Annotated in this window: 18 protein-coding genes; 14 read left to right on the top strand and 4 right to left on the bottom strand. The window is 61.6% G+C overall.

Annotated features, from left to right (window positions below):
• Positions 1–37: 37 nt before the first annotated feature.
• Positions 38–1,366 carry an MFS transporter gene (locus ACO07N_RS00960; RefSeq protein WP_421979224.1) on the bottom strand — a complete coding sequence of 443 codons (1,329 nt, stop codon included), beginning with the start codon at positions 1,364–1,366 and terminating at the stop codon, positions 38–40.
• Positions 1,367–1,438: 72 nt separating this feature from the next.
• A complete protein-coding gene (locus ACO07N_RS00965) occupies positions 1,439–2,362 on the bottom strand; it encodes a LysR family transcriptional regulator (RefSeq protein WP_421979225.1) in 924 nt (307 codons plus the stop codon).
• 97 nt (positions 2,363–2,459) lie between these two features.
• Here ACO07N_RS00965 and ACO07N_RS00970 point away from each other — a divergent pair, with 97 nt between their 5' ends.
• The 13 genes from ACO07N_RS00970 (at position 2,460) to ACO07N_RS01030 (ending at position 17,446) form a co-directional block, all read left to right on the top strand.
• A complete protein-coding gene (locus ACO07N_RS00970) occupies positions 2,460–3,254 on the top strand; it encodes an aldo/keto reductase (RefSeq protein WP_421979226.1) in 795 nt (264 codons plus the stop codon).
• Entirely contained in the window at positions 3,251–3,505 is a 255-nt protein-coding gene (locus ACO07N_RS00975; RefSeq protein ID WP_421979227.1) for a hypothetical protein, read from the top strand. Before ACO07N_RS00970 ends, ACO07N_RS00975 begins: the two co-directional genes overlap by 4 nt.
• Before the next feature lie 229 nt (positions 3,506–3,734).
• Positions 3,735–4,445 (top strand): FadR/GntR family transcriptional regulator, encoded by a 711-nt coding sequence (locus ACO07N_RS00980; RefSeq protein ID WP_421979228.1) that lies wholly within the window; start codon positions 3,735–3,737, stop codon positions 4,443–4,445.
• Complete coding sequence (locus ACO07N_RS00985; RefSeq protein ID WP_421979229.1) at positions 4,438–5,463, top strand: ABC transporter ATP-binding protein; 1,026 nt, start codon at positions 4,438–4,440, stop codon at positions 5,461–5,463. Before ACO07N_RS00980 ends, ACO07N_RS00985 begins: the two co-directional genes overlap by 8 nt.
• The gene (locus ACO07N_RS00990) at positions 5,460–6,587 is read left to right on the top strand and encodes an ABC transporter ATP-binding protein (protein WP_421979230.1); all 1,128 of its coding nucleotides are present in this window, start codon (positions 5,460–5,462) and stop codon (positions 6,585–6,587) included. Before ACO07N_RS00985 ends, ACO07N_RS00990 begins: the two co-directional genes overlap by 4 nt.
• 1 nt (position 6,588) lies before the next feature.
• The gene (locus ACO07N_RS00995) at positions 6,589–8,094 is read left to right on the top strand and encodes an ABC transporter substrate-binding protein (RefSeq protein WP_421979231.1); all 1,506 of its coding nucleotides are present in this window, start codon (positions 6,589–6,591) and stop codon (positions 8,092–8,094) included.
• 61 nt (positions 8,095–8,155) lie between these two features.
• Entirely contained in the window at positions 8,156–9,103 is a 948-nt protein-coding gene (locus ACO07N_RS01000; protein WP_421979232.1) for an ABC transporter permease, read from the top strand.
• On the top strand, positions 9,100–9,981 hold the full coding sequence (locus ACO07N_RS01005) for an ABC transporter permease (protein ID WP_421979233.1): 882 nt from the start codon (positions 9,100–9,102) through the stop codon (positions 9,979–9,981). The genes ACO07N_RS01000 and ACO07N_RS01005 overlap by 4 nt, the downstream gene beginning before the upstream one ends.
• Before the next feature lie 36 nt (positions 9,982–10,017).
• Positions 10,018–11,805, top strand: coding sequence for a gamma-glutamyltransferase family protein (locus tag ACO07N_RS01010; protein ID WP_421979234.1), 1,788 nt, complete (start codon positions 10,018–10,020; stop codon positions 11,803–11,805).
• Positions 11,806–11,820: 15 nt separating this feature from the next.
• Positions 11,821–12,573 (top strand): DUF1028 domain-containing protein, encoded by a 753-nt coding sequence (locus tag ACO07N_RS01015; protein ID WP_421979235.1) that lies wholly within the window; start codon positions 11,821–11,823, stop codon positions 12,571–12,573.
• A gap of 365 nt (positions 12,574–12,938) precedes the next feature.
• Positions 12,939–14,702, top strand: coding sequence for a serine hydrolase domain-containing protein (locus ACO07N_RS01020; RefSeq protein ID WP_421979236.1), 1,764 nt, complete (start codon positions 12,939–12,941; stop codon positions 14,700–14,702).
• 174 nt (positions 14,703–14,876) lie between these two features.
• On the top strand, positions 14,877–16,055 hold the full coding sequence (locus ACO07N_RS01025; protein WP_421979237.1) for a helix-turn-helix transcriptional regulator: 1,179 nt from the start codon (positions 14,877–14,879) through the stop codon (positions 16,053–16,055).
• Positions 16,056–16,354: 299 nt separating this feature from the next.
• Positions 16,355–17,446 (top strand): fatty acid desaturase family protein, encoded by a 1,092-nt coding sequence (locus tag ACO07N_RS01030; RefSeq protein WP_421979238.1) that lies wholly within the window; start codon positions 16,355–16,357, stop codon positions 17,444–17,446.
• Between the two features lie 104 nt (positions 17,447–17,550).
• Here ACO07N_RS01030 and ACO07N_RS01035 read toward each other — a convergent pair whose 3' ends face one another.
• Entirely contained in the window at positions 17,551–18,390 is an 840-nt protein-coding gene (locus ACO07N_RS01035) for a PhzF family phenazine biosynthesis protein (RefSeq protein WP_421979239.1), read from the bottom strand.
• 124 nt (positions 18,391–18,514) lie between these two features.
• Between ACO07N_RS01035 and ACO07N_RS01040 the strand changes: the two genes are divergently transcribed.
• Positions 18,515–18,961: an Lrp/AsnC family transcriptional regulator gene (locus ACO07N_RS01040; RefSeq protein WP_421979240.1), complete on the top strand. Its 447-nt coding sequence runs from the start codon at positions 18,515–18,517 to the stop codon at positions 18,959–18,961.
• A gap of 114 nt (positions 18,962–19,075) precedes the next feature.
• Here ACO07N_RS01040 and ACO07N_RS01045 read toward each other — a convergent pair whose 3' ends face one another.
• Positions 19,076–19,915 (bottom strand): alkaline phosphatase family protein, encoded by an 840-nt coding sequence (locus ACO07N_RS01045; protein WP_421979241.1) that lies wholly within the window; start codon positions 19,913–19,915, stop codon positions 19,076–19,078.
• Positions 19,916–19,932: the final 17 nt, after the last annotated feature.

Raw genomic sequence — 19,932 nt, forward strand, 5'->3', positions numbered from 1 at the left:
GGGACTCCTTCCCGTCGTCGTTGACCTCCCTTTTGCCCTATTCACGTTCGCTTTGCCCCGGCCCGGTATCCGGCAGGGCGAAAGCGACAAGGGCGGCGAGCGTGATCGTCGCCGCCGACAACAGGAACACCCACGACGTCATCCAGCCATAAAGCAGACCGCCGCCTATCAGGCCGATGATGCTTGCCGCCGCACTGAGACTGCTCGCCAGTCCCTGAACGGCGCCCTGATGTTCCTTGCCAGCGAAGGTCGACAGGACGGCGGTGAAAGTCGGCCACATAAGCCCGTTGCCAACAGCAATCAGGAGTGCCCCAAGATAGATGCTGGGTGTCGTGTTCCAGAAGAGAGACACGAAGCCGAGGGCAAGGATCAGCCCGCCGCCGGTGACCAGCAGGCGTTGGGATGCCACCTTGGCGGCGCGCGCGAGCAGCGGTCCCTGGACCAGCATCATGAACAGGCTCAGGACGGCGAAGAAAATGCCGGTGTCCGTCACGGTCCAGTCCAGCCGTGTGGCCGCGTGAACCGGAAAGGCGATGTAGAAAAAGCTAAAGCCCAGCATGACCAGAAAATTGACGAGCATCAGTTGCGGGATCCGCGGCAGGCGCATGAGATCCGTCTTCGGCGTTTCGCCGCATCCCTTCAGGCGGTAAACCTCCTTGGTGTCCTGTCCGAACACCTTGCAGGCATTGGAGAGGCCCGGCTTGGTCCGCAGCATCGCCGCATGCGTATCCGGCAGCCCGAAATACGTCAGGACGCTTGCGACCACGGAAATCAGCAGCGCGGCGATCACCGGCAGCATTTCCCCGAGAACGCTTGCGCCCAGAAGGCCGGCAAGCGCCGGTCCGAGAATGAAGCCTGCATTTGTCGACATCGCCATCCGGCCGAAGTTCTCCGTGCGGTGGTCATCATCGGTGATGTCGGCAAGATAGGCGTTTGCGACTGACACATTCCCGCCGGTGAGACCGTCTGCCGCGCGGGCAAAGAACAGGACGATCAGCGGCAAGGTCAGCGAGAACTGCCCCAGCAGGGTGGTGTCAACGCTGACGATCGCATCCGCCGGAAGGTAGAAGGCGATGAGGAACACCACCCAGGACGCCAGTGTGCCCAGCTGGCTCACAAGCAGCACTTTGCGCCTGCCGATCTGATCCGACCATCTGCCCAGGATCGGCGCGCCGATGAGCTGAAACGCCGAATAGGTCGAGGCAAGCACCCCGTAAACCAGCGCATTGCCGCCCCAGTCGGTGACTAGGAAGACCATGAACGGAACGACGATGGAAAAGCCCAGCGTTCCGACGAAGTTCACAGACAGAATGGGCAGGATCGACGGCAAGCGTGGCGGCGTCAATTCGGAAACGGTGTCTGCCATGTCGAATCGCCTGCCTGTTCCGGGCCATCAACCGGCTGCCCGTCCCGGATGGTCGCACACTGCGCCGGAAAATCAACGTGGCTTGGGTGCATCTATGCCCGGCACCAGGGCGACCTGTTCCGTCACATATTGCAGAAACGATGACAGCCGCTTCGGCTGGCGTCCTGCCGGGAGATAGGCCGCGTTGATCCTGAGTTCCGCCGCGCGCCAGGCGGGCAGAATGTCGGTCAACCGGCCTGCGTCGAGATCCGCCTGCACGAACCAGCGCGGCAGAATGGCCGCTCCCGCCCCCTTCAAGACAGCCCTGTGGACGGCGAAGATATTGTTGGTCGCGACACTGATGCGCGGTTCGAAGACAAGGTCTTGCCCCTGTTCGTGCCGCAGACCGATACGGCCGCCCTCGAACGGTGACAGCGCCACGAACGGCAGGTCGGAAACCGAGCTCTGCATCACCGGGCCGAACCCGGCCACGAGACCGGGACTTGCCACGACCAGCCTCTCGACCCGCCCGATTTCCCGCACGACCAGGGTCTCGTCCGGCACGCCGCCGATCCGGATCCAGCAGTCGCATCCCACTTCGGCAAAACGGATCGGCTGGTCATTCAGGTCCCAGGTCAGCGAGACCTCCGGATGCGCCATCTGAAAGTCGGCGGCGATGTCGGCAAGAAAAAGCTGACCGAGCGCAACCGGAGCAACCACTTTCAGCGGACCACGGACGGCACCGTCCGCGTCCGCGTGCTTTTCCCGCATCGCGTCCCAACCGGACAAGAGGCTCCGTGCGTCGCGCAACAGATCCTGTCCGGCCGGTGTCAGCGCGAGTGAATGGGTCGTCCGCCGCATGAGCTGCAACCCGAACCGGCGCTCCAGTTCCTGCAGATGCCGGCTTGCCGAGGCCTGTGACAGGCCGAGGTCCTGCGCCGCGCCGCTGATTGATCCCCGCTCGGCAATGCGAACGAAGGTCTCCAGCAGCGACAGGCGGTCGAGAGTCTTGCTCATACACAATACGTATAACAGATACTCTCGATAATTGGCTATACGAATAGACGTCAAATGATCATCTTGCCCTCATCAACACGGCATCAGGAGATGAGCAATGATCAATCGAACCTTCACGATCGGCGGCGAGCTTACCGTCAACCGCCTCGGCTACGGCGCGATGCGCCTGACCGGACAACCTGGTAATTTCGGTCCCTACCCCGACTGGCAGCAGGGTCTCGACCTGCTGCGCCGCGCCAGTGATCTGGGCGTCGACTTCTTCGACAGCGCCTGGGCCTATGGGCCGGAAACGGCGGACCGGATCGTCGGCGAAGCCCTGGAAGGCCGGTCCGCGGTCATCGCAACAAAGGGCGGTGTCGACAAGCCTGCGCCCGGCAACATTGTCACGGACGGGTCGCGGGACACGCTCCTGCGCCAGATCGACAAGGCGCTCGTCAATTTGCGCCGCGACCGGATCGATCTGTTCCAGCTTCACCGGGTCGATCCCGAAACGCCGATCGAAGTCTCGGTCGCCGCCCTTGCAGAAGCGCAGGCAGACGGACGCATAGGTCACATCGGCCTGTCCAACGTGACCTTGAAGGACCTGGAGCGCGCGCTCACCGTCGCCCCGGTTGCGAGCGTGCAGAACCGCTTCAACATGGCCGAAACCGGCGAACAGGACCTGGTTGCATTTACGGCCGAGCGTGGCATTGCCTTCATTCCCTACGGTCCGCTTGGTGCAAATCCCATGAAAGCGGGCGCAAGGCTTGAGCCGAAACAGGCGATCGCATGGCTGCTCGCACACGCGCCGAACATCATCGTCATTCCCGGAACGACCTCCATCGCGCACCTTGAAGACAACTGGCGCGCCTGGGATATCGCCGACCGGACCGCCGGGGAGCAGGAGAGATGACAAGACCCGGCAAACACAAGATGGCCCTCATCACATGGCTGGTCGTCTATCCGATGATCACGGTGCTGCTCGCCGCGCTTGAACCGGTCCTGAGCGAGGCGGCCATGCCGCTGCGAACCCTGGTTCTGTCGGTGATCATGGTCCCTGCCATGGTCTATGGCGTCATGCCCTTCGCCACTGCACGCCTGGGCTGGTGGCTAAATGAGACGTCCGGCCCGCGCTTGCCCCGGTCGGAAAACCCGGATGTTTGAGGAAACGGCGGGCTCGGCAAGCGATCCGGGCGCCTTTTGCGAGCCGGGCCCACGACGAAAACCGGCGGAAACCTCCCGGGAAAATCCGGCGCACGGCCGGGGATCGGAATGCCCAAATTGCCGCTAAGACAGCCTCACCTTCGAAAAAATGCTGCCGACGCTGTTGCCAAGCGCTTAAAAAGGGACAAATAATGTAACCAATCAAAATTGGTTCCATAAAAGATCTCATATGACAGAAGACCGGCCAACCCGAAGAAACTCCAGCCTGGCTCTTGAGCGCCTGCGAATTCTCGTGGATCAGCTGGCGCTGGACGGCGTTCGCCAGCTCCCGACGGAACGGGACCTTTCCGAACAAATTGGTGTCGGTCGCCGTGCGGTCCGCCGCGCGCTGGAAGTTCTTGAGACCGAAGGGTTCATCTGGCGGCGGCAGGGTGCGGGCACCTTCATCGGATCCAGACCGAGCGACGGCGAGCCCCAGCTCAGCAAGCTGCCCGAGATGAGCAACATGCTCGAGGTCATGGAAGTGCGCCTGCGCCTGGAACCGGCCCTGGCGCAACTGGCCGCCATTCGGGCAACCCCGCAGGACATCGTCCAGATGCGTCATGTCGCGGACAAGGTCGGCGAGGCAGACGACATGGACGGACGTGAGCTGTGGGACGGTGCGCTGCACCGGGCCATTGCCAAGGCCGCCGGCAACACCCTGTTCCTCGCGCTGTTCGATGTCGTTGACCGCATGCGTCAGAACGACAGTTGGCGCCACGTCCGTGAAGCCCTGCGCACCCGCGAGACGGTCACGCAATACAAGGCGCAGCATTCCGACATCGTGGACGCGATCGAACGCCATGACCCCGTATCCGCCGAGCGGCTGATGCGTCAGCATCTGCTTTCCCTGCAGGAACGGCTTCTCTTCCAGACCCCGGAAAGCGCCGGCAATGAGTGAGCGCCCGGAAAATCCGGAATCCCGTCCGGACGGCCCGCCGCTGCTGACGGTCGAGAACCTTTCGATCCGCTTCAAGAATGCACCTGCCAACACGGTCGATGGAATCTCCTTCAGCGTCGACCGCGGCGAAACGCTGTGCATCGTTGGTGAAAGCGGCTGCGGCAAGTCCATCTCCGCGCTCGCACTGATGGGTCTTCTCCCCATGCCGCCGGCGGAAATCGCGTCCGGACGGATCTCCTTCGATCGGCGGGATCTGCTGACACTGCCGGCCAAGACCCGTGCGGATCTGCGCGGCGACCGCATGGCGATGATCTTTCAGGAACCGATGACGTCGCTCAATCCCGCCTTCCGCATTGGAGACCAGATTGCCGAGGGCGTGCTGCGCCACCGGGCGATCAGTCAAGCGGATGCGCGCCGGCGGGCATTGGAGATGCTCGATCGCGTCAAAATTCCGGCTGCCGCCGAACGCCTAGACGACTATCCGCACCAGCTGTCCGGCGGCATGCGTCAGCGGGTGATGATCGCAATGGCCCTTGCCAACGACCCGGATCTCCTGATCGCGGACGAACCGACGACCGCACTCGACGTGACCATCCAGGCCCAGATCCTCGATCTCATGCGAACGCTTCAGCAGGAAACGGGCACGGCGCTGATCATGATCACGCACGACCTGGGCGTTGTTGCCGAGGTCGCCGATCAGGTTGCCGTGATGTATGCCGGCAGGATCGTCGAGCAAGGTCCGGTTCAGGCCATTTTTGACGATCCGCAGCATCCCTACACCATCGGCCTCATGAGCTCCCTGCCCTCGCTCGGGCAGAGGCAGGGCCGCCTCACCACGATTTCCGGCATGGTTCCGACGATCGACGCGATGCCGACCGGTTGCCGTTTCGCTCCGCGCTGCCCCTTCGCCGAAGAGACCTGCACGGCGCAGTCGCCGGAACTGGCTTCCATGTCCGGAGCGCATCTCGCCGCCTGCCATAGGGCCCCGCTCGAGACCCATATGGTGGAAGCGGTATGAAGCATTTTGCGCAGGATACGATCCTCGAAGCCCGCGATGTCGGGCGCATTTTCACGCGCGGCGGCGGTCTCTTCCAGCAGAAGACGATTGTCCGGGCCGTCGATGGTGTCGACCTTGCTGTGCGGCGCGGCGAGACCCTGGCCATTGTCGGGGAAAGCGGGTGCGGAAAGTCCACCCTGGCCAGAACCCTGGTCCGGCTCCTGGAGCCGACCAGGGGCCAGGTTCTCTACGAAGGCAGCGACATTGCGCACCTTCCCGCCCGAGAGATGCGCAAATTGCGCAAGGATCTGCAATTCGTCTTCCAGGACCCCTTCTCGTCACTCAATCCGAGAATGACGGTCGGGGCCATCGTCGAAGAACCCCTGACTGTTCACACGGATGAAAGCAAGGCGCAGCGGCGGGAGAAGGTCGCCGCTCTGCTGCAAAGGGTGGGCTTGCGCGCAAGCATGGCGGACAGATATCCGCACGAATTTTCCGGCGGCCAGCGGCAGCGCATCGGCATTGCCCGTGCGCTTGCGAGCGAGCCGAAGGTCATTGTCGCCGACGAACCGGTTTCCGCCCTCGATGTCTCCGTTCAGGCCCAGGTGATCAACCTCCTTGAGGACCTGAAAGCGGAGTTCAGTCTTACCCTGATCCTGATCGCCCATGATCTTGCCGTCATCCGGCACATGAGCGACCGGGTGGCGGTCATGTATCTCGGAGAGGTCGTCGAGATCGGGGACACGGAAACCGTCTATGGCGCGCCCCGGCATCCTTATACCCAGGCCCTGATGCGCGCGATCCCGGTGCCGGCGCCGGGCCTGCGAGCGATGACCGCCGATCTTCCGGGCGACATCCCCTCACCGCTGAACCCGCCATCCGGATGCCGTTTCCACACCCGCTGCCGTCACGCCGACCAGGCCTGCGGAACAAGGCGCCCCGCGCTTGAAGCCGCCGAAGGCACACGCCAGGTCGCCTGCCATCACTGGCAGCAGATCGCGGCAACCCGGACCGGACAAGAACAAGAGCCGACCCGAAGTGCGGCCACTGAAAAACGCTTCTCCCTATACCGGGAGTGGAGCCAGAAGAAGTCGAAGAACCAGGCCTCCGTCCCCGGTAACACAACCACCCAGAGGAAAGACTGAAATGCGTAAATCTCTCCTAGCAGCACTGCTTCTCGGTGTTTCGTCGGCAATCGCGCCGGCGACAGCTGCCGACCTTCGCATCGGCCTCCAGGAAGATCCGGACGTTCTCGACCCGGATCAGTCGCGGACATTTGTCGGCCGTATCGTCTATGCATCCCTGTGCGACAAGCTGGTCGACATCACGCCGGATCTGGAGATCATTCCCCAGCTCGCATCGGGTTGGTCATGGTCCGACGACGGCCTGACGCTCACGATGGACCTGCGTGACGATGTCACCTTTCATGACGGCACGCCGTTTGATGCCGAAGCCGTGAAGGCCAATATCGACCGCTCCCAGAACCTGCCCGAAAGCCGGCGCAAGAGTGAAGTCAAGAACATCGAGTCCGTCGAGGTCACCGGACCGCATCAGGTCCAGTTCAAGCTGAAGGGCCCCGATGCGACCCTTCTGGCTCAGTTTGCGGACCGTTCCGGCATGATGCTGTCACCGGCAGCCGCGGCTGCCGCCGGTGTCGATTTCGGCGCAAAGCCGATCTGCAGCGGTCCGTTCAAATTCGTCGAAAGGGTTGCGCAGGACAGGATCGTCCTGGAAAAATTCAGTGACTACTGGAACGCGGACGCCATCAATTTCGACAAGGTCACCTTCCTGCCCATCCCGGACACGACCGTCCGCCTCGCCAACCTGCGTTCGGGCGACCTTGACATGCTGGAGCGCCTGGCGGCAACGGATGCCGCGTCGGTCAAGGATGACGGATCGCTTCAGTACGAAGAAGCGGTGAGCCTTGGCTATCAGGGCATCACGGTCAATGTCGGCAACGGCGACCGCGCCGACAATCCGCTTGGCCAGGACGCCAAGGTACGCGAGGCCTTCAGCCTTTCGCTGGACCGCGACGCGATCAACCAGGTTGTCTTCGAAGGCGCCTTTGCTCCCGGCAACCAGCCCTATCCTCCGACCAGCCCCTGGTATGACAAGGACCACCCGGTACCGGCAAGAGATGTCGAGAAGGCCAAGGCCCTGTTGAAAGAAGCCGGCTTTGACAGTCTTGATGTGGAAGTCCAGGTCGCCAACAACCCGGTGCAGACACAGCTCATGCAGGTTGTTCAGTCAATGGCCGCCGAGGCCGGCTTCAATGTCAAGCTGAAGTCGATGGAGTTTGCCAGCCTTCTGTCGGACCAGTCCGCGGGCAACTACCAGGCCAGCCAGATCGGATGGTCGGGACGCGTGGACCCGGATGGCAACATCCACCAGTTCGTGACGTGTGAAGGCGGTATCAACGACAGCAAGTACTGTAACCCGGAGATCGATGCTCTGCTTGACGCGGCCCGCACTTCTACGGATCTGGAAATCCGCAAGGAGAAATACGATGCGGCCCGTGACATCCTGAACGCGGACATGCCGCTCATCTATCTCTACCACGTCACCTGGATCTGGGCGCTCTCCGACAAGCTCGAGGGCTTCACGCCCTACCCGGACGGCATGATCCGTCTGGAGAACGTGAAGTTCAATTAAGTCCCGAACACTGCGGACCCCGGCATTCCCGCCGGGGTCCGTTCACCGGCGGACCCCGACTATGCTGTCATTCATCGCAAGACGACTCGCGATAGCCATTCCGACCATTTTCCTGGTCTCGGTCTTCGTGTTTTTCCTGCAGAAACTTCTGCCCGGAGATCCGGCGCTGGTTCTGGCGGGTGAAGAGCGCGATCCCGACACGCTGGCATTCATCCGCGAGAAGTATCACCTAAACGAGCCGATCCTGGTGCAGTATTTCTATTGGGTCAGCGGAATGTTGCAGGGTGACTTCGGCATATCGCTGCGAACCAACCAGCCCGTTCTGGAACTCATCGGTGAAAAACTGCCGGTCACGATCCAGCTCGCCGTCATGGCCATGTTCATTGCCATGATCATCGGCATACCGGCCGGCATCGTGTCGGCGGTCAGGAAAGGTACCGCCGTCGACTACACGGCCAATATCGTTGCGCTGTCCGGCCTGTCGATCCCCAACTTCTGGCTGGGCATCATGCTGATCATGCTTGTCTCGGTTCATCTCGGCTGGCTGCCGGCATCCGGGTACGAGTCACCGTTCGTCGATCCCGTCAGGTCTCTAGAGACAATGATCATGCCGGCCTTCGTGCTCGGAACCGCCCTGGCGGCCACCTTGATGCGCCACACCCGCTCGGCAATGCTCGGAGTCCTGCGGGCGGATTATGTCCGCACAGCACGGGCAAAGGGCTTGCAGGAAAAGGTGGTCGTTCTGAAACACGCCTTCCGGAATGCGCTGCTGCCGATCGTCACCCTGAGCGCTATCCTGTTCGGAGAACTGCTGGCCGGTGCCGTACTGACCGAACAGATCTTCACCATACCCGGTTTCGGCAAGCTGATTGTCGATGCGGTTTTCACCCGGGACTATGCCGTTGTCCAGGGTGTGGTCATGTGCACGGCCGTCGGCTTCATTCTCATGAACCTTGTTGCCGATGTCCTTTATTTCCTCCTCAATCCTCGCATGAGGACTGCCCTGTGACCGTTGTTGCCGATCTCCCCGCGACCGGATCCGACGAACAACCGAGGTCCGGCAGCCGCGCCTGGAAGAAACTCAGGGCCAACAAGAGTGCCTTTGTGGGCTTTCTGCTGGTCGTCTTCTTTGTCTCGATTGCCGTTCTCGCGCCGGTATTGCCGATCGCCGACCCCACCGCAACGGACTGGGGTGCCATTCGAAAGGGCCCCTCTCTGGCCCATTGGCTCGGAACGGATGAACTGGGACGCGACATTCTCTCAAGAATGATCTGGGGCGCACAGGCATCGCTTCTCGCCGGCGTGGTATCCGTGCTGATCGCCGTTTCCATCGGCGTCCCGTTCGGCCTGATATCCGGCTACTTCGGCGGCTGGATCGACCAGATCATCTCGCGCGCAACCGACGCCCTGCTGGCAACGCCATTCCTCATCCTTGCGATCGCGCTCGCCGCGTTTCTCGGACCGAGCCTCACCAACGCCATGATCGCGATCGGCCTGTCCGCAATGCCGATCTTCATCCGGCTGACCCGGGGCCAGGTTCTGGCGGTCAAGACGGAAGACTACGTCGAAGGCGCCCATGCCATCGGTCTGTCCACACCGGTCCTTTTGGCGCGCTACATCCTGCCGAATGTATTCGCGCCCATTCTCGTGCAGGCAACATTGACCATTGCAACAGCCATCATTGCCGAAGCGAGCCTCTCGTTTCTCGGGCTCGGCCAGCAACCCCCGGCACCCAGTTGGGGATCCATGCTGAACGTGGCCAAAAACTTCATGACCCAGGCTCCCTGGATGGCGATGTGGCCAGGCATTGCGATCTTTCTGGTCGTCCTTGGCTTCAATCTTCTGGGCGACGGGCTGCGCGACGCGCTCGATCCCCGGGAAACATAAAAAACACCCAGGAAACGCTCAAACCCGGAATTCCAAATGACAGTCTTTACCACCAGACCCGAAATCAAAGGCACCTTCGGTGTCGTCACGTCGACCCACTGGATTGCCACTGCGGTGGGCATGCGGATGCTGGAACTCGGGGGCAACGCCTTCGACGCCGCAGTCGCCACCGGGCTGGTGCTTCAGATTGTCGAACCGCATCTCAATGGCCCCGGCGGCGACTTGCCGGTCCTGCTGCACGATGCAAGCCAGAACGAAACCAAGGTGCTCTGCGCACAGGCACCCGCGCCGGCAGGTGCAACGATCAGTCACTACAGGTCCGAAAACCTGGACCTCATCCCGGGCAATGGTCTCCTTTCGACCGTCATTCCCGGCGCCTTTGACGGGTGGATGCTGCTCCTGCGTGATCATGGCCTCCTGCCGCTCAGAACCGTTCTTGAACCAGCGATACACTACGCCGCCCACGGGCATCCCCTGCTGCCCAGGGTCAGCGCAACCATCGCGGGCCTGAAAGAGTTCTTCGAGACCGAATGGCCGACGTCCCATGAGATCTGGGTTCCGGGAGGCAGCGTCCCTGCGCCGGACTCCAATTTCAGGAACCCGGTTCTCGCCGAAACGTGGACAAGGCTTTTGAACGAAGCCGAAGCCGTCACCGGCCGCGAAAACCAGATCGACGCCGCGCGCGACTGTTTCTACCGCGGCTTCATCGCCGAAGCGATCGGCCGGTATCTTGAAACCGCCGAGGTGATGGATGCCTCCGGAGCCCGCCACAAGGCTGTCCTGACAGCCGACGACCTGTCCGGCTACGCGGCGGCCTACGAAGATCCGGTCAGCGCCGCCTATGACGGCTGGACGGTCCTGAAGACCGGCCCCTGGGGTCAGGGGCCCGTCCTGTTGCAGTCGCTGTCGCTGTTGCGCGGGTTCGACATCGCATCGCTTGACCCGTCCGGACCGCAATTCGTGCATCTTGTCGCCGAGGCCATGAAACTCGCCTATGCGGACCGGGAAGCCTATTACGGCGATCCGAATTTCTGTGATGTCCCGCTGAACGTGCTTTTGTCGGAGAGCTACAATGCGGACCGCCGCGCGCTCATTTCCGAAACGGCCTCCACCGATCTGCGTCCGGGCCTCGTTCCCGGTTTCGAGGATCAGGTCGCACGCACGCTGAGCGTCATCGAGGCCGCTGGCATCTCCGAAACCGGCGTCTATGAACCGACTATGGCGCATTTGTCGGAAAAACGCGGCGATACGGTCCACATCGACGTCATCGACCGCTGGGGCAACATTGTTTCCGCCACACCTTCCGGCGGCTGGCTGCAGTCGTCTCCGACTGTCCCCGGCCTCGGCTTCGCGCTCAATTCCCGGGCACAGATGTTCTGGCTTGAAGACGGGTTGCCGGGTTCGCTTGCGCCGGGCAAACGTCCGCGCACCACGCTCACGCCGAGCATCGCGTTACATGAGGACGGAACCGCCCTTGCCTTCGGCACACCTGGCGGCGACCAGCAGGATCAGTGGCAGCTGTCCCTGTTCCTGCGGCTGGCGCATCACCAACGAAATCTTCAGGCCGCGCTCGACATGCCGCTCTTTCACACGACCCACTTTCCGGCGTCCTTCCATCCGCGCCAGCGGCAACCGGGCCACATCATGGCCGAAGAGAGCTTCGGCGCTGACACGCTGTCGAACCTCAGGAACCGGGGACACTCGGTCGAAGTGGCCGATGAATGGACAATCGGCAGGTTGACCGTCGCCGCGCGCGACCCCGCAGGCCTGCTGCGCGCCGGTGCAACGCCTCGCCTGATGCAGGCCTACGCTGCAGGCCGATGAGAAGGAGGACGCCGGATGACGTTTTCGATTGTCGCCCGTGACAAGGCAACCGGGTATTTCGGGATCGCTGTCGCGAGCCGTTTCTTCGCTGCCGGCGCCGTCGTGCCGCACCTGGCAGGTCAGGTCGGTGCGATCGCCACGCAGGCGCTCGTCAGTCCTCTTTACGGGACCGAAGGTTTGACCCTCCTGCGCTCCGGCGTTTCGGCGCAACGGGTGATCGACACCGTTGTCAGCCGCGACGAGGGACGCCATTCGCGCCAGATCCATCTCATTGATGCAAAGGGGCGGGCCGCGGCCTTCACCGGCGAGAAATGCATCGACTGGTGCGGTCACCTGGTAGAAGACAACGTCACCGTCGCCGGAAACATGCTGGCCGGGCCACAAGTGGTGAATGCCGCCATGGAAAGCTGCCTGGCAAACGCGGACCTGCCTCTCGAAGAGCGGCTTTTAACCGCCATGGATGCCGCAGAGGCTGCCGGCGGGGACAAGCGCGGGCGTCAGTCGGCCGCTCTCAGGATCGTTCACGACGAAGACTATCCGTGGCTCGACATCCGCGCCGACGACCATGGTGTCCCGCTGGAAGAACTGCGCCGCCTCTACGCGGTCGCCCAGGAACGCTACCTTCACTTCGCCAAATTGATGCCGACACGCGGCAACATTCATGGCCCTCTCGACCGCACCGAAATCGACCGGAAAATCGCGGAACTGGAGGCCGAAAGAAAAAGGACCGGACGCCCCAGCGCGTCATTTGCGACACCGGCAGCCTGAAGGTAGCAAGCTCGCCGGCCACTGCAGCGACGAAGCGGAGTTGGGAAAACCGAACCCGGCGGCAGGCTTCCATTGTCCGTAGCTTTTTCGGGCGGTCTTTAGCCAATGCCGCGCTGTCTCCGCCGATACGGCAGGACGACGCACGAAGGATACTTCGATGTATCTGGCTAACCCATTGGCAACTTTTCCCGGCTCCGATTGCGCTGAAAATGTTCAGAACATCCATCGATTTGATCCATATCCAGGGTCAGCGTGCATGCGGCCTCGTGCGGCTTGTTCTATGTCTGGGCGTTGTTTTTTGCGTTTCAGTTCAAACGATCGAAGCCGAGCCAACGCCCTTCCGGCAACCCCATCTGGAGGGTTTCGTGGATGGACTGGTCACCACCGTCCTAGATCAGGATGCCGTTGCCGGCGCGGTTGTGGTCATCGTCTCCGGCGACAATGTCATCCTCTCGAAAGGCTACAGACTGGCCGACGCTAGGACCGGGCGATTGATGACACCTGATGAGGACAAGGTTCCGCTGGCCTCCGTGACAAAGGTTTTCACGGCGCTCGCGATCCTGCAGCTTGCAAGGGTTGGACGGCTTGCGCTCAACGACCCGATTGCAAGGCACTTGCCGGATCTGCAATTGAACCAGCGGTTCGGGGACATCCGCATCCTCCATCTTCTGAGCCATACGGCCGGACTTGAAGATCGCTATCGCGGCTACTTCGCTGCGCACGACAAGCTTGCAGCCACGTCCGAATTCGATCACATTTCAAAGGTTCTGCCGAAACAGGTGCGCTCGCCGGAAGATGTGATTGCCTATTCGAATGCGAGCTTTGTCCTGCTCGGTGCGATCGTCCGGGCTGTCTCGGGTCTGCCTTTCGAAACCTATCTTGCGGAGGCGGTCCTCGCCCCGATGGGGATTGATGACCCTCATTTCATGCATGAACCCCAGAAGGCAGGCACCGTCAGCCCGTTTCACGTCTGGCGGGACGGTCGCTATCATGCCATCGACCCGAAACCGTTCGCAGCCATCCACACACCGTCCGGGGGGCTTGCCCTGACCGGGCGCGACGTGGCGCGTGCCATGCAGTTCCTGCTGCGAAGCGGTTCTGGCAGTGCAGGTGCTGTTCCCTCTGCCAACCTGGCCGCGGACATGAAACGTACCGCCTGGCCGGGCCGTCGGGCCTTTGCGGGGCGCAGTCTCGGGTATTGGACCGAGACCTGGGCCGGGCACCGGGTTTATCATCACGGCGGCTCACATTTCGGGTTTCAGTCCGGCATGACGCTCGTGCCAGCGCTCGATATCGGGATCTTTGTCGCCGCCAACGGCCCGGGCGGCGACGCATTGATGGCGCTGCCGCGCCGCCTTCTTCGCGAGATTGCCGCGCCGCATGAAAGGCCGTCGGCCGCGCGCACGATCTGCAACGTGACCTGCCTTCACGCCTACGAGGGCCGCTACCTGACCACACGGCGCAATGACACCGGTCTGGACCGTGTTGTCGTGCCCTATCAGACTGCATTTACCGTCACAGCCACGGAGAACAACACGCTCCTGGTTACCGGGTTGGGTCACTCACGCCGGTTCGAGGCGATTGGAGAGGACTATTTTGAAACCCCTGAAGGCGACACACGCCTTGGGTTCCGGCGCAACAATCTCGGACATATCGCCGGCGCCCATCTCAACGGCGGATTTCACAGCTTTGACAGGCTGCATTTCTGGCACACGGAAGCTTCGCTGGACTCGGCCCTTTGGACAGCCCTGGCCGGAGCGCTTTTGTGTCTGGCAGGTGCCTATTCCGGTTGGCGGGCACGACAACGTATTTCAAGTTTGCCGCTGTGGCACGGATTGACCTGGATCGCCATCATCGCCGTCGTCATGGAGGTCCTCGATCAGGCAATACACGGCGATGATCTGTCCGTAGCCGCTTCGCCCGGCGCCGGGCTGTGGACCATGACAGCCCTCTATGGGGTCGGCGCCATATCGTTGCTGCCGGCCTTGGTCTGGCTTTCGTCGATCAACGGCAAGCGGCACATCGGCAAGGGAGAGCGCTTTGCCGTAATCGCGGCATTGCCGTTCTTTGTCTGGTCGTTGTTTGCCGCCTGGAAGTGGAACCTGCCAACGGCTGCCCTGACCTGGTGACAGCCCCGCCTTCGATCACTCCATGACACCGGCCACGTGTCGTCCGGATGCCCCGTCTAATTGTCCTTCCCGTCCGGCGTGGACAAAACCGGACCGACCGCCGTTGAGCTGGATCGGTCTTGCGGATAGTCATTGTGCGAAACGCGCTACTCATTCCCCGGGCACGTGCTGGAAATGACATTCGACACCCAGACAATACACGCGGCAACGATCGCGGCCACTTTGTCCGTTGCCGCATTGGCCACCCTGCTTGGCTGGCAGCAAAGACGGATCGATCCGTCACGCACGTTCCTGACTGCGTTCTTTGCGGTCTTTGCGATCAGCGAGATCGATTCCGTATTCAGCGTGTTGATCGAAACGGCACCGCAAGTTGTCCGGGCCGGATCCGAGTTGGCCGGTTTCGCTGCAAATTTCTGGCTTGGACCGCTCTTTTTTGCCTATGTCAGGAGTATTGCGGGCCTGACGCCGAAAACCGGCGGCGAAACGAGGACCCGGCTGCATTTCCTGCTGCCCGGTGTCGCCACAGTGTTTGCGATCGGTGCGTTTGTCTATCTGGATGTCGCGCAAATCACCTGGAATGCACACGGATCCTCTCGACTTGCGGCGTTCTTCCTCATCTTCCTGCACTATGGATTCTTGTTTCTGAGCATTGCACTCGCGGTGCAATGGGCTGTTTATGTCGCCTGGGTTTTGCTCACGCAGGCCCGGCATGTCGACCGTTTGAAACAGGTTTATGCAAGCACCGAAGGCCTGGAACTGCGCTGGGTATCCATTCTGGCGTGTGCGCTTGGTGTCTATGTCCTGCAACATCTGATCGGGCAGATCATGATCCTCCAGGGTGGGCAGGATGTTGTCGGCCCCCTGTTCGACAGCGTCCTTGTCCTGGTGGTTGTCTTTGCGCTAGCCCTGTGGAGTTTGCGCCCCGCTCCGGACCTGGATAGCGCCACCAGAACGCTCGGGAAAATCGAGATCCCGAATGACCGGAAGTATGAAAAAAGCGCATTGGATCCGGTACAGGCCGAGCGCATCGCCCGAAAGATTGTGCGCTCAATGGATCAGGACTGCCTGTATCGCGACCCGAACCTGACGCTCAGCATGCTGGCACAGCACGTGGGCGTGTCCCTCAACCATGTCTCGCAAACCCTGAATCAGAACCTTGGTCAATCCTTCTTCGAATTCATAAACAGCTGGCGCATCAAGGAAGCGATGCCGCTTGTCGAAAAGGGCGAGACAACGGTCCTCGCCATCGCCTATGAAGTCGGTTTCAACTCCAGATCGGCATTCTATTCCGCGTTCAAGCGCGAAACCGGGCAGACACCGACCGCCTACAAGTCGGCCCGGGCGAGAAACTAGAGAACACGGTTTTCAACTTCACGCATTCGCAATCGGGCGCTGGTCCGCAAAGGGACGGGTTCCTGGTCTCTCAACTTGAAGCCACGTTTCAACGCCAGGCAAACGTACCGCCGCGTTGTCCCGGCCAATAATCATGTTCCTTGCCTGCCGGACAGGACGATACCGGAAGCACTTCGGGCTAGCAAAGCCGGGCAAAGCGTTGCGGGGTCCGCCCCGTCAGCCTTGCCAACGAGATGCGCGGCCCGGTTCGTCCAGCGGTCGCGCACTAACCAAACAAACTCAAACCGTGTTGTGAGACAATGCCGACTTTTCAGCCAAAGAGCGAGTTCTCATCGCAGCTCAATGCGCGTGCGGGCAGATACCTGTCCCGCAGCAAAACAGGCCGCTTCGCCGGTGTTGGCCAATGGTTCAGATCCAGCCTTCTCTTTCTGTTTTGCGCCGCGGTCTACAGCCTGATCTATGTCGATCCAGGCCCCTGGATTCTCCTGATTTCAGCCGCCGTCCTGGGCGCAGGCATCTACACGCTTGTCGCGACGGTCTGTCATGATGCCGCCCATGGCTCATTTGCAACGTCCAGATGGGTGAACGGAGTTTGCCTGTCCGCCGGCTTCTCACTCGTCGGCATTTCAGGAAAGCTCTGGGCCGAAAGGCATCTGCGGCTTCATCACATGTACCCGAACATTGCCGGGACCGATATTGATGCGGACGGCTCAAGCCTGTTGAGACTGTCGCCGTCCAAACCGTGGCGGGCATGGCACAGATTTCAATGCTGGTATGCCATTTTCCTGTACGCACTTGTTCTGCCCCACCTGGCCTTTGCCGAGGATTTCGAGCATCTGCGCAAGGCAAGACGCAACTGGCCCGGCAAGTTTTCCGGTGTCGGGCCACTGGCCGAATTCGCCGCGGCGAAAATCGTTCACATCTGCCTTTTCCTGGTGATGCCGCTTTTCTTGTCCGAACACGGGATTTTTCTTCTCGCGGGCTACTACATCGTATTCGTCTCTTCCGCGTCCTTGTTGTTTGTCGCGATAAATGTCGGCAGTCATATCAGCGAAGAGGCCGAGTTTTTTGATCCCGACGAAGACGGAACGCTCCCGCTGGACTGGGCCCATCATCAAATCCGTACATCGGTCGACTGGGCACCGACGTCCAGATTGGCTATTGCGTTGACGGGCGGGGCCAATGCGCATTGTGCACATCATTTGTTTCCCCGGTTCGCGCATTCGCACAATCGGGCGCTCAGCAGAATGGTGATAAGAACCGCGCGTGAATTTGGTGTGAAACTCAACATACTCGCACCCTGGGAAGTCGTGCGCGCGCATATGGCACACCTTTACAAGATGTCCCGGCCGCCACGGATCATCGACGGCAGCAGCGCCGGCGGCCGGTGACACCCTTCACGGGTTCGCGGGTCATGATTGTCGTCGGCCCCGAGCCGGGCCGGGCATGGCCCGCCCCGGCAAAACGGTCTTCGACACGCTCTGCCGGCGCGCGTTCACTTGATGTCGCGCGCGCCGCCGGAGACCCGCACGGAGGCACCCGCCGTGTCGTCCAGCGAGACCTTGATCAGCGAGGGACTGCCCATGTCTTCACCCTGGCGGATCGTGAAGCTGCCGTCGTGGGGCCACTGACTGTCACGCAGGTAGCCGGCGAACGCTGCCGCGGCGGCTCCGGTCGCCGGGTCTTCAAGGACACCGCCGGACGCGAAGGCGTTGCGCACGACGAATGTCTGGTCCCCTTCGATGTAGACCAGCATGACCGTCACCAGATCGTGCTTGCGCATCACGTTGCGACCGTCGTCAAGGTCATAGGACATGGCCGCAAGCCGGGCACGGTCCTTCATCGGCAACACGGCATGGTTGGCGCCGCCATGGATAAACGCGGGTGCAAGCCGCGGATCGAGGTCCTCCGGAGAAAGAGCGAACAGGGCCATGACGTCCTGTTCTTCCGCATCGGTCATCGCGCGGCTCCGTGTCGGGGGTGAGGACAGGGTCGCCATCATCCCGTCCGGGGTTTCCTCCGCATCGACGGTGATCGTGGCGTCGTTCAGTTCAAGCGTATAAGTGCCGGCACCATTGTGTTTCCCCAGTGCTGCGCCGAGAGCAATTGTCGCATGGCCGCAAAAAGGCACTTCGGATTCCGGGGAAAAGTAACGGACACGCCAGGACTTGACGTCATTGCCCTTAGCGACTGCGAACGCGGTTTCCGAATACCCGACGTCGGCCGCGACCCGCGCCATCTCGTCGGCGCTCACCGCCTCCGGCAACAGCACCACACCTGCCGGATTGCCGCCCTCGGACCCTTGGCTGAATGCCGCAATTCGTTGAATATCCATCGGTAACTCCTGTCTTATCCTTGGGGAGAATTTAACCGCCAGGCATCATGGCTGTCCCCGCGATTGCGATGGCTGTTCGGCTTTTTCTCTTTCGTATCGTTTCTATCTGACCTAACTTGTTTTCATGTCGAAAGAGCTGGATCAAACAGACCGTCGGATCGTCGAGATTCTCGAAGCCCAGGGCCGCACCAGTCTTGCCGATATCGGCAAGGAAGTGGGTCTTTCCGGTCCGGCGGTGGGCGAACGGCTGCGCGGTCTGCAGGACCGCGGGTTTGTCGTCGGGTTCGGTGCACGGCTCGACCTGCGCAGGCTCGGCTACACGATCCAGGCGCTTGTCAGAATCAAACCGCGCAGCGGCCAGCTTCACACCGTCGAAAACATGATCCGCGAGGAACCGCGTTTCACATCTTGCGACCGGGTCACCGGCGATGACTGCTATGTCGCCCGGTTGCTTCTGAAAGACGTGGCCGAGCTGGACGATATCCTGCTGCCGTTCCACGACCGGGCGGAAACGAACACCTCCATCGTGAAGTCATTCGTATTTGAAAACAGGCTGCCGCCTCTGGATTAGGCGGCAGCCCCGTTCCACCGCTTTCCATCCGAGCGCGTGCGAAACAGGGTTGTCGCTATAATGACCGGGTCGATGCGAGACCGCCCGCATCGGTCATGAACACAAATTTCCAGTTCAGGGCTCTGCCCGGCAGAGCGGCGCGGTCTTCATCGTTGCCGGGCGGGAAATGCCCAGAAGCGCGAGGATGGTCGGGGCGACGCAGCGCTGGTCCAGGATCTCGTCCGGTCCGGCATGCAGCCTGTCGGTGAAGGACAGAAACGGCACATGACGTTCACTCGCCCTGTCGCCGCCATGGTTGCCCGCCTCGTCCATGCCGTGATCCGCCGTCACCAGCACATGATATCCCCGGGCTGTCAGCCGCGGGATGAGCTGCGCCAGTGCCGCATCCACCTTTTCGGCCTGCCGGACATAACCCCGGCCCAGACCGGTATGCTGATGCCCCAAGGTGTCGCAACTGGAAGAATGCAGCAGCAGGTATTCGGGCGCATGCCGGTCGGCGATCGACCAGGCCTGTGCGCACAGGTCGATCTCTGCCGGTTGAACACTGTTGTCGGCATCGTATCCGTCCATGCTGTAATAGCGCGCATAGGCGATCGGGGCATCCGGGTCATTGATTTCAACGTGAGCGAACGGATCGAACGGAGTTCCGCCGAACAGCGTGTGAAAATAGCAATGACCGACGACGCCGCATTGCCCCCCAGCCGCCTTGACCTCGGAAAAGACACTCGGGCCGGACGAAGGGCGCAGACCTTCATTGTCCATGAGCCCGTGGTCAGCCGGGGCGCGGCTTGTGTGGAGTGTCTCGTAGAGCGGGGCGGACATCGTCGGCAGGCAGGCGCGCATGGTCCAGATCCGCGCGTCGCCCTTGGCGACGGCGGCCATCAGATAGCTGCAGGCCGCGCGCGCGGTGTCGTCGCGCAACCCGTCGACCACGATCAGGCAGACCTTGGGCATGACCGGCGATCCGGCGG

This window comes from Roseibium sp. (assembly GCF_965229775.1).
GTDB lineage: Bacteria > Pseudomonadota > Alphaproteobacteria > Rhizobiales > Stappiaceae > Roseibium.